Source organism: Streptomyces sp. NBC_01450 (genome assembly GCF_036227505.1).
Lineage (GTDB): Bacteria > Actinomycetota > Actinomycetes > Streptomycetales > Streptomycetaceae > Streptomyces.
Genome location: NZ_CP109480.1, coordinates 889012 through 902322, shown reverse-complemented (window position 1 = coordinate 902322; position 13311 = coordinate 889012). Strand labels below are relative to the sequence as shown.

Sequence of the window (13311 nt, the reverse complement as noted above, 5' to 3'; positions counted from 1 at the left end):
GATCCGGAGGACATCCGTGCCGCACTCGATCTCTCTCCCGTTGCCGCTCGTGCTGTGTGACGCCCGGGACAAGGAGTCGGTGAAGGAGGTGCTGCTCGCCTTGCGCGAACACGCGATGCGCGCACTGGCGGCGGAGATGACGGGCCGCCGGCCGGTGTGACGCCGGGAGGACACTCCGTACTCGGCTCGCAGCAGTCCGGGGGAGCCGACACCGGACCCCTGGTCAGCCCCGTTCCGCGGCGATGGCGTGCACAGCGTCCGCGACGGCGCCGAAGGGGGCGACAGGCTGTGGTCCGAAAAACATGCGGTTGTGCAGGACGGCCACGGAGAGGCCCAGTTCGGGCTCGGTCCAAGCGATCGTTCCGCCCGCGCCGGTGTGGGACAGCACTCCCTCGGTGAGGGCCCCACCCTGGCTGTCGTCGCTCACGCCGGGGGCGATGTGCCACAGGCCGCCGTGCCCGACCGGCATGCCGAAGCCGTACGTGTGATCGACGCCCACCGGCCGGGGTTTGCGGCAGCGCCGCAGAGTGTCGCCCGTGAAGAGCTGTACTCCGTCCTGCCTCCCGGCCGCGGCGTAGGCGTCGAAGAGGCGCACCGTGGCCCGGGCCGTGGCGATGCCGCCAGCCGAGGGCAACCCCGCCCGCTGGACCTGGGGCAGGTTGAACATGGAGGGTCCGAACGGCAGGTGTGACGGTGACGACTCTTCCAGCAGCCGGTCGGGGCCCGTGGTGGGAGCGCTGTCGCCCACAAGGGTCGCGACGCGGTGGCGCTGGTCGTCGGGCAGTCCGAGGAAGAAGTCGTCCATGCCGAGGGGGAGCAGCACCTCCTGGCGGACGATCTCCTGGAAGGGACGCCGCCGCGGGTCGACGCGCCGCACGGCTTCCCCCAGCACCCAGCCGAAGGCGAACGGACTGTAGGCGTTTCGGGTGCCGGGCTCGGCGACGGGTGACTGGTCAGCGACCCTGGCGGCCATGCTGTCCCAGTCGCACAGCTCCTCGAGAGTGGTGTCGGCCCCGATGGTGGGCGCACCGGACCGGTGGCTCAGCACGTGGTCGAAGGTGATGCCTCCCTTGCCGTGCGCGGCGTACTCGGGCCAGACGTCTGCCACCGGACGGTCCAGGTCGACGAGGCCGCGCTGTGCGTAGACGTGGGTCACGGACGCGGTGACGGCCTTGGTCACCGAGAAGACCGGGAACAGGGTGTCGCCGTCGACGGGCCGCCCGGTCCCGGTCTCACCGGCCCAGGCGTCCACGATGAGCTCGCCGTCGAGGAGGGCTGCGATCTGTACACCCTTCTCGCCCGCGTCGAGGGCCCGCTGCAGTGCCTTGCCGACCCTTGGGTCGGCGTTGTCCGCAACCTGCATACCGCATCCCACCTCTGTCCATGATGTGGGCCAAAGCCCCTGGGGCTGCGCTCAGTTGTCAATGCAAGAGTATATATAGTTCACTGATATGGCGCTATCGTCGTCGCTCATACAGGACGGGGCCGAGGTGACTGCCGACTGCCGACTGCCGGCCGACGCGGCCCTGGTCCGTCGCGCACACGAGGGAGGACCGACATGGCCGGGCGGGTAGAGGGCAAGGTTGCGTTCATCACCGGCGCCGCGCGTGGGCAGGGCCGCAGTCACGCACTGCGGTTGGCCGAGGAAGGCGCCGACATCATCGCGATCGACATCTGCGAGGACATCGACTCCGCGCACTACCCCCTTTCCACGGAGAAGGACCTGGCCGAGACCGCTCGCCTCGTCGAAGGAGTCGGCCGCCGGATCGTCACCCGCCAGGTTGACGTCCGAGACCGCTCTCGGCTCGTCTCCGCCGTCAGCGACGCGGTCGCCGAACTCGGCCGCCTCGACATCGTGGTGGCGAACGCGGGGATCGCCCCGGTGGGCCTGGACGTGCCCCCGCAGGGCTTCCTGGACGCGGTCTCCGTGAATCTCGTCGGCGTCGTCAACACGGTCGAGGCCGCCTATCCGTACCTGGGCTCCGAGGCGTCCGTGATCTGCATCGGATCGTCCGCGGGCCTGATGGTCGGGAGCGTCGACAGCCCGGAAAGCGGTCCCGGCGGTGCCGGTTACTCCCATGCCAAACGAGCGGTGGCCCGCTTCGTGCACGACCTGGCGCTGCAACTGGCCCCGCGGCTGATCCGGGTCAACGCCGTCCACCCCACCAACTGCGACACGGACATGCTCCAGAGCGGTCCCATGTACCGGATCTTCCGCCCCGACCTGGACGAGCCGCGCCGGGAGGACGTCGAGGAGTCGTTCCGCACCACGCAGCCCATGCCGATCCCGTACGTCGATCCGTCCGACATCAGTCATGCGGTGCTGTTCCTCGCCTCGGACGAATCGCGGTACGTGACCGGGCTCCAGATGAAGGTCGACGCGGGCGCCATCCTGAGGCGCAGCACGTCCGGAGCGCCGGCCTGACGCGGCCGCCGTGGGGTGCCTGCGGTCCAGAGTCGCTGCCATGGCTTTCCATGATGTCCAACACGGTGCGCACGTCCTGAGGCTCATAGCCTCCGGAGCCGATCAGTGACTGCTGGTGGTTGGCGGCGCCAGGCTGACCAGCGCAGCAGGCGATCGCGGTCGCGGCGGGGCCAGGGCAGCACGGTGGCCCGCGGTAGGCGGAGCAGTTCGAAGGCCGCCGGACGTCCGGAGTGGCACTCAGTGTGGGCAGCCGCTTCAGCGGGTTTCCAGAGGCGGGATCGCGGGGACCTCCGGGGCGTTGTCGATGTCCGCCGGGGTCATCCGGAACTCTTGGGGATAGGCGTCGCGCCGGGTGCGGCGGGCGGGTTCGGTGGTGCGCCACATGTAGAGACAGCGGCCGCACTGGAGCACGTCCCAGGCGCCGGGGACCGGGGAGGGCGCGCCGCGCAGGGCACCGGCCATCTCGTACTCGGACTGGTCGTAGCCCATCGGCATACCGGCCGCGATGGTCATCACCGGATCGTTGCCCAGAGTGATCGCGATGGGCAGGTCCTCGCCGAGGCTCTCGGCCTTGCGCAGATGCAGGGCCACGTCGTGCATCGGAACCGGCTACTCCCCTCCCACAGTGACGTACTCGACGACCGCCTCACTGGTAGTGGGCTCGTCCGGCCCCATCATGACGGATCACGCTTTCAGCGTCGGGTACATGGGCTCGGCGTGAAGAGACATGGGGACGGCTCCGTCCATGACGGTGGGATGGGACATCGAACAAGATGCCACCGCGGCGCGTCGGTTTGCTCCCGGTCTCCGTCGGTGCTGCACCGGATCTGAACGTGCCGGCCTTCTACGCGCGTCACAGCGCCAGCGTCTTCGAACGGTAGGAAAGGGTCTCCGACGGGAACGGGGACAAGGAGCTTGGAAACCCTCGTGATTGCCGATCAGCGGCACTCTCCACGGAAACCATGACCCAACTGTCCAGCCCTCGCCTGTGGTTCCCGCGGGACGTGCAGGCGGGGCGACAGGGAGCGACAGTGAGGGATCGGGTACAGCTGAGCTCGGTCGGCTCGGCCGATCCCACGGTCAGGGTCAGATGCGCGACGGACGCTGCGGTTCGCAAGACGACTCCGAGGAAATCTTCCCTGGGCGACCACATCATCATCGTGCATGTCGCTCCTGCTGAACGGGATTTCGTCTGGCCTACGACCAGGTCACCGATGCACCGTGGCGCACGGATAGCCGGTCACCCTGCTCTGGACGCCGATACACACCTGCGGGTTGCAGCCGAAGTGGCTCTGCTGCTCGATTTCGGCAGATTCTGCCTGGAGTTCGAGGAACCCCGGGTGTGTTTGTAGACGGCCATTGGACACCGAGCTGTATGCGGCATCGCCGTCCTGTACGGAGACCGCGTCGTCCTGGGGTACGCGGGCTTACGTCGTCGATGTCGATCCCGCCAGGAGTGCAGCCGCAAGTGCGGTGCCGGCGGCGAGTATGCGGGTACACCTCATGACAACCTCCCGTTTTCAGCGAGTGACCCGTTCCCCCGAGCGCTCGCCGTTTGTCGCGGTCGGCCGTGACACTAGCTTCATTGAAGGGGCCATGGCATGAAATGTGATTCCCCTTAGCGGTTTCTTACCGAGTCCTTGAAGTTGGGCGGGGCTTGCGCTCGGCCTGCCTCGCCGTCACCGATGGTGATGATGCGGCGAGCTGGGCCACAGTCAGCCTCGCCGTCGCGGTGACCCGATGTCCTCGGCGGGATGGAGATCGGTTACGTGGGAGGGGCGTTGCCGGACGGCGAGAGCGCGATCGGCCGCCCAGTTTTTTTGGTGTGCGGTGATCAGCAGGTCGCCGGAGTCGGTCCAAGCGAAGCTCGTGCGCCCGTCACGTCGGCCCTCGCCGGGACCAAGTGCGGGTGGCAGGCGATGACCGCGGACCGGCGGAGGATCCTGCCGGCGCCTTGATCCGCTGGGACTTGGGCCGCCAGATGGACAACGGGGAGGAGGCGCCCGCGGCATCAGGCCGTGAGCCGCCTCGGTCTTGGTGACAGACAGGTGGTTCTCGCGCGCGGGTGCCCTGCTATCAGGCGAAATCGTCGGTTCAAGAGTTACGGCGGGTGCAACTCCTGGTCCGGCAGTGACCGCCCCGCGCTTGGTGCGGAGGAGGCGAAGGTGCCGATCCGGGAGCCCTTGGACCGTCCCACGGCGCCGGGAAAGCACCGCGTCCCGGCGGGGTGACGTCGTTCTTGATGGACTCCGAGTCGTCCGCGATCAGGACACTGTCTGAAGCGCCGGATGCTCGCTCGGCCACCTCATCCTGCTGGCCGTCCGGGAGCCCGCCGAGGTCCCATCGGCTTTACGGCAGCGCCGCTGCGCCTCTACCCGGGCCTGACTGCCCGCTCACCCGCAGGATCGGATCCTCCAGCCCGGATGTCCGGATTCTGTGATCTGCGCCGCACATTCCGGTGCGGCCGCCTCTGGGGCCTCGCGCGGTGATCACGTACCGTCATCAATACCGGCCTCGTATCGCTTCCGTGCCGGTGTCCGCCGTAACGCAGCGTGGATGACGGTCAAGTGGAGCAGGTGCCTCCGCAACTCTCCCCGGAATTCGGCGCATTGACCCTGATCGTCGGCCGTGCATAACATCGCCACTGCTTCGCGGACCACGAGGCAAAAACGGTGAACTCCAGCGAGCGGCTTCGTTCCGCGAGTCTGGAGACAGTGGGGAACAGGACTGACCATCCTGCACCGCCGAACGGGGAATCACATGTACGTACGCGTTTCAGGGCTGTCTCCTGCCCATGATTCGGTGTCATCGGAGCGTCGTCCCGTAATTCCGGATCGGGCGACCGCGCGCAGAGTACTGCGCGCCGCCGATTGAATCAGGGGAATCCTCCTGTCCGAGGGTGCCAGGGCGACGACAGGCCGAGGCCGCGGTACGTCGTCCAGGCATCTTCGTTCTTCATCATTCTCGCCTCGCCGTGAGCGGTTGTTGTTTCACGGAACTGGCAGAGCCCACAGCCCGACATGCCCGCAAAACGTCACGGGAGTGTCCGCTGTGTCCGCCTGTGCGCGCGCTTCGCCGACGGCGCGGAAGAGCCTGCCCAAACGAGTAGGAGTTGTTCAGTCATGCAGTTCAAGAAGGCAGCGATCAGCACCGCGCTGGCCGCCGTCACCTCCGTGACGGCAGTCGCCGGTACGGCGTCCGCCCAGACCCCCGCCGCGCCGCACGCGGCGCCGGCCATCGCCGCCAAGGCGACCGGCGCCTACTCGGACAGCGACGTGGTCGGCTTCCTGGTCTTCGGCCAGGGCCGAGCCGCCGCCGACCACGCGGAGCTGGCCAAGGAGATACGCAGCCGGCGCTCCGACCCCAAGGTCAGTGCCCCGCAGCTGGCCTACCTGATGGGCAAGCTCCACCAGGCCGACCCCGCCTTCCACGCGAGGGTCACGGAGGCCGTGCAGTCCAAGGACCCGTTCGTCGTCCGCCAGGGAATGGAGGCGCTCAACGACGACCTGAAGAAGAGCATCGCCTCGGATCGTACGTCCAAGACGATGAGCGCTGACTCCGTCATGCGGCCCAACGGCTGGGTGTGGACCAAGTCCAACATCGTGACGGTGGCGAACGTCGCGGCCGGCATCAACGTCGCAGCGGGCGCCAACGTGGCGGCGGCCGCCGAAGCCGTGGTGGTAGTGGTCATCGTCCCGGCCGCCGCCAGCTATGGCTTCGACCTACAGCAGTCGGACCAGTTGGACGAGAACGACTTCGTCGCGGCGGTCACTTCCGCCCTCTGATCCGGCGCCGCGTCCGGCGCACCGGTGAGGGGTCGGCCTGCCGTGTCCGCGGCACGGCAGGCCGACCCCGGTCGGAACCCGCGCGGGCGCCCTTCGGGGAAAGGACCCCATCGTGTCGATGCCTGTCGCACGGCGGCAGCTCTACGTATTCGCGATCACTCTCGGCGTCATGGCTTCGTACTTGCTCGTGGCGTTGTTCTACACACTGCCCAGCAACGCGCTGAGCAGCCGTCATTCGAAAGGTGCCAGGCAGTTCTTCAATGATGTGACCCCGCAGGTGTGGGCGTTCTTCACCAAGAACCCGGAGGGTGTGCAGATCGGTGCCTACGCCTTCGACGGGAAGCACTCGAAGAATCTGCTGCGCACCCCGCAGAGCAATCCGTCCAACTTCTTCGGTCTGTCGCGGACCCAGCGCGCCCAGGGGCCCGAAATGGCCATCATCGACGCGTCGGTCCCTCTCTGTCAAAGTAGATCGAGTCAGGCATACTGGATGATTCATTGAGTCGAGGGCGGAGAAGGAGTAGTGCCCGGGTGGCCAGCACGAATGACCACGGGACCCCTGATCCGCAGGTAGAAGCCCGTTCGACCGGTCCTCGCCGGTATACCGCGGAGTACAAGGCGAGGATCCTCGCGGAGTACGAGACGTTGGACAAGAAGGGCAAGGGCGCTCTGCTGCGGCGGGAGGGCCTGTACTCGTCGCTGATCACGACGTGGCGGCAGCAGCGTGACAAGGGTGCCCTGGACGCGCTCGCCGCGTCGGCCGGACGGCCGAAGGCGGACCCCAGGGACAAGGAGATCGAGAAGCTCAAGGCGGAGAAAGCCCGCCTGGAAGCCGACCTCGCGAAGGCCCGCACCGTCATCGAGGTCCAGGGAAAACTCTCCGCGCTGCTCGACCAGTTCGCCACGGACAGCGCCCCGGCCCGGAACGGCGAGAAGAACCAGTGACCGAAGCCCAGCTCGCGGCCGTGGCGTTCGACACCGCCCGCAACCAGGCCCTTGAAGAGCTCACCGGGCTGGTCGGACGCGTCCAGGCATGCGCCGCTCTCGGCGTGAGCCGTGCCACCTACTACCGCCAACACCGCCGAAGCCCCGCCCCGGCCAAGCCGCGGCGGGAACGGCGCCGACACGCCCGCGCTCTCACACCCGAGGAGGAGATACGGGTCCTCGACGTGCTCCATTCCCCGGAGTTCGCCGACATGGCGCCCGCCGAGATCTACGCGGTGCTCCTGGACCGGGGTGTCTACCTGTGCTCGGAGTCGACGATGTACCGGCTCCTGCGACGGCACGGCGAGGTCCGTGAACGCCGCCGCCAGGCCGTCCACCCACCCCGGACCGTTCCCGAGCTGGTCGCCGAGGGCCCGAACCGGGTGTGGAGTTGGGACATCACGAAGCTGAAGGGGCCGGTCAAAGGCGTCTACTACTGCCTCTACACGATCATCGACATCTTCAGCCGCTACACGGTCGGCTGGATGATCGCTGCCCACGAGAACAAGGACCTCGCCGAGCGGTTCCTGTCTGAGTCGATCGCCAAGTACGGCATTGAAGCAGGGCAGTTGACGATCCACTCGGACCGCGGATCCCCGATGGTCGCGCAGAACGTTGCCCAGATGATGGCCGGTCTCGGCGTCACCAAGTCGCATTCGCGGCCGAAGACGTCGAACGACAACCCGTACAGCGAGAGCCAGTACAAGACCCTGAAATACCGGCACGACTTTCCCGAGCGTTTCGGATCCCTCGAGGACGCCCGGGCGTGGTGCACTCAGTTCTTCACCTGGTACAACGAGGAGCATCGGCACTCCGGGATCGGCCTGCACACGCCCCACGACGTGCACTTCGGTCTCGCCGAGCAGCTCCGCGAGATGCGTGCCGACGTCCTCCAGGCGGTCTACGCGAAGCACCCCGAACGCTTCGTCCGCAAACCACCCGAGCCTCCCAAGCTCCCCGCAGCGGCATGGATCAACCAGCCGGCACCAGACACCCCGCTGATCCCAGCACAGCGTTAGAACGATCTACCTGCCTTGATCGCTTTGACAGGTTCCGGGTAACCGACTGGAAGCCATGCAGCGGGACGCTGACGACCTGCCTGAGCCAGGCGGCAGCTCTCCCCGCCGCGAAGATCACCAATCGAAATCCGGTCCAGACCATCTGCGGCGACGCTTTCATGACGCAGGAGTACGTCGTGCCATGGTCGTACCGGAACCTTGTCCCCTACGACCGGCGCGTCACCAGAATTGCACACCTGGATGTCTCATGCCCGTAGCAGAATTCATCGACGAGCAGGCCGCCGGCCTCCAGCGCCATCTGGGCAGATTCGACTTCCGGTCCCGGTGGTTCGGGGTCGGCCGGTCGCTCATCTGCTTCGCCGAGTTGACCGTCATCCTGTTCACGCCTCCCAAGGCTCTGCTGACCCCGGTGCTCACCATCAGCGATGGTGCACGCTGCGGCGGGGTGCGGGCCGCCTCCGCGTACTGCCTGGTGGGCGGTACCTCGCACGCCGAGTATGCGCGCTGGCTACTGGTGGCCATCCTCCTCCTGGCCGCCAGCGGGTACCGGCCACGGTGGACCGCGATCCCTCAGTTGTGGGCGGTCTACTCGATCGCGGTGAGCATCAGCGTGCCTGACGGCGGCGAATCGGTGAGCATGGTCATATCGCTGCTGATGCTGCCGATCCTCCTCACCGACGACCGCACCTGGCACTGGCAGCCGGCGGAAACACCATTGCGGCCGACCGCACACGCCATCGCCTTCGCGGCGTTCTGGGCGATCAGGGTCGAACTCGCCTACATCTACCTCGACACCGCCATCAGCAAGTTCGGGGTGGCCGACTGGGCCAATGGCACGGCCGAGTACTACTTCCTGCGCGACAACATGTTCGGCGTCAGCACGCCGTGGGCCGGCATCTTCCTGCCCCTGTCGAAGAACGCGCTGATCGTGGTCGGCATGACCTGGGGTGCGCTCGTCGTCGAACTGCTCATCGCCGCCTGCGTCCTGGGATCCGACCGGTGGCGCAAGGTCGGCCTGGTGCTCGACGTCCTGCTGCACGGGACGATCATCCTCACCATGGGCCTGTGGAGCTTCGCCCTGGTGATGATCGGTACGTCCACCGTCGCCGCCCTGCCGATGCGCAAGGCGCCTACCGAGAAGACGCCTGCCGAGGAGTCGAACGACACCGGGGGGCCGAAGCGGGCCGATGCGGCCGCGCCGGTCGGTGCGACATGACGCCGGACTCCGGCCAGGCATTGCCCAATTCGGTTGCCCCGAAAGGCGGTTCGGCCGAACGGCGGTGCTACGCTGATGCGGTGGCCGAACTGAAAATCGTGAATGTCACTGCCGGGTATCGCGGGAAAAAAGTACTCCATGACATCTCCCTCGAATACGGCAGAGGCATTCACGTGCTGCTCGGCCCGAATGGCGCCGGTAAGACGACGACATTCCGCGTTCTCGCCGGAATCCTTCCGCCCATGGAAGGAACGGTCCTGGTGGACGGAAGGGACCCGCACGTCGACGTCGCGGCGAAGGAGCTCGTCGGTCTCGCCACCCATCGCTCGGCGCTGGCTCCCCGGCTGAACGTCGTGGACAACCTGCGCTACTGGGCACGGGTCCTCGGCCTGTCACCCGGCACCGCCGAAGAGCGGATCGAGGAGGTGCTCGCACTGCTCGGGCTGGCCGGACTTGCCGACCAGCGGGTCGCCGCCCTCAGCCGCGGCCAGAACCAGCGGGCCGGGCTGGCCAAGGCGTTCCTCGGCAGCCCCCCTGTCCTGTTGCTCGACGAGCCGATGTCCGGCCTCGACCCGGACACCACGCAGCGGCTCTCCGGCCATCTGCGCAAGCTCGCCGACGAGGGGCACACCGTGGTCGTCTCGACGCATGCCCTCGCCGACGCCTACCGGCTCGCCGACGACGTGACGGTACTGCAGGACGGGCGTGTCGCCGGCCGCGGCGAACCGGCGGCGCTGCGCAGCGAGTTGCTCGGCGACGCCTACCGGCTGCGCATACGCGGCTCCGGGGACGTGCCGGCGGCCCTGGAGCGCCTCGGGCACCGGTGGCGGGAGTGCGGGCCGGGAGCGGTCGAGGTGGAGGTGGCCGACGAGGCCGCCACCGAGACGCTGGTCGCGCAGCTGGTCCGCGAAGGCGTGGGGCTGCGCGAAGTCGTACCCGCCCGCAATCCGCTGGAGGACGTGTACCGGCAGCTGGCCGCCGCGGACGGAGGGGACGCAGGATGACAAGCACCATGACGCGCAAGGCGAACACAGCCGGATTCGACCTGGCGCGGTCGCTGACTCTGGCCCAGGCCCTGCTGTGGCGGATGAGGCAGGAACGCCTGCGCAACTTCGCTACGGTCTTCCTGCCGTTCGTACTGACCGTCACGGTCGCCGTCGTGCTGCCTCTGGTCTCGGACGACAGCTCCATGAACGGCGCGGCGGACAGCGCCCGGCTGGGCATGGAGTACGGCGCGAACGCCGACGCGGTCGCCACGGGGCTGCTGCTGGTGCTGATTCCGGGCGTGATCGCCGTGCACGGCACCGTCGGCGCGAGCCTGGCGGTACGCAATGTGGTGGGCGCGGAGGCCGGAGTGGGCGCGCTCGAGACGATGCTGGGCGCGCCGTACACCCCGGCGTCCATCGCCGCGGGGCTGCTCGGCTACGGCCTGGTCGTCACGACCGGACAGTGGGCGGTGATGAGCGGGCTCGGCGCCGTGGCCCTGCTGGTCTCCAGCCGACTCCACCACGACGGACTCTCCGTGGACGGCGGCTATTTGGTGCTGTCGCTGCTGCTGCCGCTGCTGTCGGCGTGGGCGGGCGCGGCGCTGGCACTGCTGCTCAGTCTGCTGTTCCCCCGCTTGTCGCTGCCCGGGCAGGGTGGCCTGGCGGGCAACGGCGGCGCGGTGGTCAGCATCGTGGCGATCCTCCCCGGTTTCGGCGCCCTGCTGACGCTGGCGCTCGGCCTGGGGAACGTGACACCGCTGCGGCTGCTGCTCGGCGCGGGTGGCGTCACCGCGGCCGTCATCGTCGGGAGCCTGCTGGGAATCGCCCGTGGATTCCGTCCGGAATCGGTGCTCGGCTCGGCCTGAGCACCGAGCGGGCCGCACGGAGACGGAAAACAGAAATACAACGACAAGGATTGAGTGATGGCCCGACTGAGCATCGAGATTCGCCCCTCATGGATAGCCCGACCCTTCCACCTGGCTTTCACCCGCCCGTTCTTGGACGTCGACGGGACCGAATCTGCGGCGCAGTGGGGTACGACGGAAATCCCGGTCACCACGGGTCCGCACGAAATAGCCGTGTACTTCCGCTACCGCGGACAGAAATCCGCCCGCCTGGGTATCGGCAGGGCCGAGTTCACGGTGGATGGTTCGTCGGACCCCCTGGTGGTGAGGGCGGCCCTGGGCGTCCGTAACGGAAGCCCCTTCAAGGTCACGGTCGGCTGACCACACCGGACGAGGTGGCTGCGCCCGCCCACGCGCGGCCACCCCCGGGTGGCTTGCTGTGCCCGCCGCACGATCACCTTGGCGACCGAGCGGCGGCAACCGGTGGCGAAGGGACCTCCTCGCGGACGTATATGCGGCGCTTTTGAACCCAGTGAACAGACAAGTCGGCACCTGGGCCGACATCTTGGTCAGGCCCGAAGCCATGAGGACGGTGGTGAACGTCTCCTCGTACTCGGTCACGGCCTCGGCGTCGCGTCCGTGAGGTCGGACGGTCGAGGCGTCGGGCGATCTCGGCGTAGGGGAGGCCCTCACCATAGCGTTCACTTCTCGCTCATTGCAATGACCGGGAGTGGCTGTCGTTGCATTAGTCTCAAGGCCGTTGCAACAGTTTCCTTGCCTTGACCTGCAACGACGCCAATTTGACGCAACGGGAATGTTGTCTGAATCTGGAAAGCAACGTAGCGTTTCCGGTGTCAGAAACAACGAGCGAGTACGGGAGAGCATGATGCAGAAGTTCGACACCCCCGCCCCGATCTCCGCCGTCCTGGACATCCCTGCCGGACGCGTCCAGTTCATCGCGGCAGACCGCGCCGACACCACGGTCGAGGTCTTGCCCGCGGACCCTTCCAAGAGCCGCGACATCAAGGCCGCTGAGCAGACGGAAGTCGCCTACGCCGACGGCGTCCTGCGGATCTCGGCCAAGGCCGCCGACAAGCAGCTCTTCGGCCCCTCCGGATCCCTGGAGGTCACCGTCCAGCTGCCTGCCGGCTCCCGCGTCGAGGCCAGGGCCGCCAGCGCCGAGCTCCGCGGCGTCGGGCGCCTCGGTGACGTCGTCTTCGAAGGCGCGTACCGCCGGATCAAGATCGACGAGGCCGCGAGTGTCCGCCTCACCGCGGTCGACGGCGACGTGGAGGTCGGCCGGCTGGGCGGCTCCGCGGAGATCAGCACCGCGAGGGGTGACATCCGGATCGCCGAGGCCGTGGGTGGCACGGTCGTGCTCCGCACCCAGTCCGGCGACATCTCGGTCGCCGCTGCCGCCGGTGTCTCGGCCGCCCTGGGCGCCGGCACCGACCACGGCCGCGTCAGCAACGCCCTCAAGAACGACGGCACCGCCGAACTCGACATCCGCGCCACCACCTCCCGCGGCGACATCACCGCCCGCAGCCTCTGAACGAGCAGGACAGGACCAGGACCATCCGGCCGGGCCCACCGCGATCGAGATCCCCTCGGTCGTCGCCGAGGACCCGGCCGTCCGTCCCGAGGAGCCCGCGATCCACATGGCAGGGCCTGGAGAAGTTGCGGGGCCTGGAGAAGTAGGACAAGGCGCTCTCGCGCGACCAGGGGGAGCGATCACTGTGGTCTACCTCGATGACCAGTTCGCCACTCAGGGGTACTGGCGGCGGGTCATCTGTGAACTGGGGACAGGGTGGCGGCACATCACCTACGACGAGCGGGCCCGCGACAGGAAATCGAAGCGTTCCGCGGACTACTCCTTCGAGGCAGCCGTCCGGGGCGGCCTTCCGGGTCAGGCTTCCGGCCGGTGCGGTTCGGCGGCGCCCTGAAGGGGCGCGGGGCGTAGGCAGCCAGTGATCCACAGGCCCGGGCTGGTGCGGTGGGCGAGATGGTCGCCCTCACGGCTCGCCGAAAGGGGCGCCGGGAGAGGTGTTTCA

13 protein-coding genes and 3 pseudogenes are annotated in these 13311 nt (G+C 68.0%); 12 read left to right on the top strand and 4 right to left on the bottom strand.

Features of this window, described 5'->3' with window-relative positions; genetic code table 11:
• Positions 1-16 precede the first annotated feature (16 nt).
• Positions 17-160 (top strand): hypothetical protein, encoded by a 144-nt coding sequence (locus tag OG568_RS04150; RefSeq protein ID WP_329530313.1) that lies wholly within the window; start codon positions 17-19, stop codon positions 158-160.
• 63 nt (positions 161-223) lie between these two features.
• Here the strand turns inward: OG568_RS04150 and OG568_RS04145 are convergent, their stop codons facing one another.
• Positions 224-1363: a serine hydrolase domain-containing protein gene (locus tag OG568_RS04145; RefSeq protein ID WP_329530312.1), complete on the bottom strand. Its 1140-nt coding sequence runs from the start codon at positions 1361-1363 to the stop codon at positions 224-226.
• 195 nt (positions 1364-1558) lie between these two features.
• Between OG568_RS04145 and OG568_RS04140 the strand changes: the two genes are divergently transcribed.
• The gene (locus tag OG568_RS04140; protein ID WP_329530311.1) at positions 1559-2425 is read left to right on the top strand and encodes a mycofactocin-coupled SDR family oxidoreductase; all 867 of its coding nucleotides are present in this window, start codon (positions 1559-1561) and stop codon (positions 2423-2425) included.
• 255 nt (positions 2426-2680) lie between these two features.
• Here the strand turns inward: OG568_RS04140 and OG568_RS61245 are convergent, their stop codons facing one another.
• Both OG568_RS61245 and OG568_RS61240 read right to left on the bottom strand, forming a co-directional pair.
• The gene (locus tag OG568_RS61245; protein ID WP_443077845.1) at positions 2681-2887 is read right to left on the bottom strand and encodes a non-oxidative hydroxyarylic acid decarboxylases subunit D; all 207 of its coding nucleotides are present in this window, start codon (positions 2885-2887) and stop codon (positions 2681-2683) included.
• A pseudogene (locus tag OG568_RS61240) lies at positions 2867-3025 on the bottom strand (UbiD family decarboxylase domain-containing protein); the annotation flags it as partial. The pseudogene OG568_RS61240 and the gene OG568_RS61245, both read right to left, overlap by 21 nt.
• Positions 3026-5547: 2522 nt before the next feature.
• Here OG568_RS61240 and OG568_RS04130 point away from each other — a divergent pair.
• The 8 genes and pseudogenes from OG568_RS04130 (at position 5548) to OG568_RS04100 (ending at position 11641) form a co-directional block, all read left to right on the top strand.
• On the top strand, positions 5548-6210 hold the full coding sequence (locus OG568_RS04130) for a sporulation delaying protein family toxin (RefSeq protein WP_329530309.1): 663 nt from the start codon (positions 5548-5550) through the stop codon (positions 6208-6210).
• A 118-nt stretch (positions 6211-6328) separates the two neighbouring features.
• Complete coding sequence (locus OG568_RS04125; RefSeq protein WP_329536253.1) at positions 6329-6712, top strand: SdpA family antimicrobial peptide system protein; 384 nt, start codon at positions 6329-6331, stop codon at positions 6710-6712.
• A 29-nt stretch (positions 6713-6741) separates the two neighbouring features.
• A pseudogene (locus tag OG568_RS04120) lies at positions 6742-8213 on the top strand (IS3 family transposase).
• Positions 8162-8470 carry a hypothetical protein gene (locus tag OG568_RS61235; protein WP_443077536.1) on the top strand — a complete coding sequence of 103 codons (309 nt, stop codon included), beginning with the start codon at positions 8162-8164 and terminating at the stop codon, positions 8468-8470. The pseudogene OG568_RS04120 and the gene OG568_RS61235 overlap by 52 nt, the downstream one beginning before the upstream one ends.
• Entirely contained in the window at positions 8461-9429 is a 969-nt protein-coding gene (locus tag OG568_RS04115) for a sporulation-delaying protein SdpB family protein (RefSeq protein WP_329530308.1), read from the top strand. The genes OG568_RS61235 and OG568_RS04115 overlap by 10 nt, the downstream gene beginning before the upstream one ends.
• Positions 9426-10433: an ABC transporter ATP-binding protein gene (locus OG568_RS04110; RefSeq protein WP_329530307.1), complete on the top strand. Its 1008-nt coding sequence runs from the start codon at positions 9426-9428 to the stop codon at positions 10431-10433. Before OG568_RS04115 ends, OG568_RS04110 begins: the two co-directional genes overlap by 4 nt.
• Positions 10430-11281, top strand: coding sequence for a hypothetical protein (locus tag OG568_RS04105; protein ID WP_329530306.1), 852 nt, complete (start codon positions 10430-10432; stop codon positions 11279-11281). The genes OG568_RS04110 and OG568_RS04105 overlap by 4 nt, the downstream gene beginning before the upstream one ends.
• Positions 11282-11338: 57 nt before the next feature.
• Positions 11339-11641 (top strand): hypothetical protein, encoded by a 303-nt coding sequence (locus tag OG568_RS04100; RefSeq protein ID WP_329536655.1) that lies wholly within the window; start codon positions 11339-11341, stop codon positions 11639-11641.
• 153 nt (positions 11642-11794) lie between these two features.
• Here the strand turns inward: OG568_RS04100 and OG568_RS04095 are convergent.
• Positions 11795-11951, bottom strand: a pseudogene (locus tag OG568_RS04095) (MarR family transcriptional regulator); the annotation flags it as partial.
• A gap of 195 nt (positions 11952-12146) precedes the next feature.
• Between OG568_RS04095 and OG568_RS04090 the strand changes: the two are divergent.
• Both OG568_RS04090 and OG568_RS04085 read left to right on the top strand, forming a co-directional pair.
• Positions 12147-12812 (top strand): DUF4097 family beta strand repeat-containing protein, encoded by a 666-nt coding sequence (locus OG568_RS04090; protein ID WP_329536252.1) that lies wholly within the window; start codon positions 12147-12149, stop codon positions 12810-12812.
• Between the two features lie 184 nt (positions 12813-12996).
• Positions 12997-13203: a hypothetical protein gene (locus tag OG568_RS04085; protein ID WP_329530305.1), complete on the top strand. Its 207-nt coding sequence runs from the start codon at positions 12997-12999 to the stop codon at positions 13201-13203.
• The last annotated feature ends 108 nt before the right edge of the window (positions 13204-13311 follow it).

Bases quoted from the DNA above. Each gene is read 5' to 3' on its own strand.
- OG568_RS04145 (WP_329530312.1), bottom strand. From the start codon at position 1,363: ATGCAGGTTGCGGACAACGCCGACCCAAGGGTCGGCAAGGCACTGCAG.
- OG568_RS04140 (WP_329530311.1), top strand. From the start codon at position 1,559: ATGGCCGGGCGGGTAGAGGGCAAGGTTGCGTTCATCACCGGCGCCGCG.
- OG568_RS61245 (WP_443077845.1), bottom strand. From the start codon at position 2,887: ATGGCCGGTGCCCTGCGCGGCGCGCCCTCCCCGGTCCCCGGCGCCTGG.
- OG568_RS04130 (WP_329530309.1), top strand. From the start codon at position 5,548: ATGCAGTTCAAGAAGGCAGCGATCAGCACCGCGCTGGCCGCCGTCACC.
- OG568_RS04125 (WP_329536253.1), top strand. From the start codon at position 6,329: ATGCCTGTCGCACGGCGGCAGCTCTACGTATTCGCGATCACTCTCGGC.
- OG568_RS61235 (WP_443077536.1), top strand. From the start codon at position 8,162: ATGGATCAACCAGCCGGCACCAGACACCCCGCTGATCCCAGCACAGCG.
- OG568_RS04115 (WP_329530308.1), top strand. From the start codon at position 8,461: ATGCCCGTAGCAGAATTCATCGACGAGCAGGCCGCCGGCCTCCAGCGC.
- OG568_RS04110 (WP_329530307.1), top strand. From the start codon at position 9,426: ATGACGCCGGACTCCGGCCAGGCATTGCCCAATTCGGTTGCCCCGAAA.
- OG568_RS04105 (WP_329530306.1), top strand. From the start codon at position 10,430: ATGACAAGCACCATGACGCGCAAGGCGAACACAGCCGGATTCGACCTG.
- OG568_RS04100 (WP_329536655.1), top strand. From the start codon at position 11,339: ATGGCCCGACTGAGCATCGAGATTCGCCCCTCATGGATAGCCCGACCC.
- OG568_RS04090 (WP_329536252.1), top strand. From the start codon at position 12,147: ATGCAGAAGTTCGACACCCCCGCCCCGATCTCCGCCGTCCTGGACATC.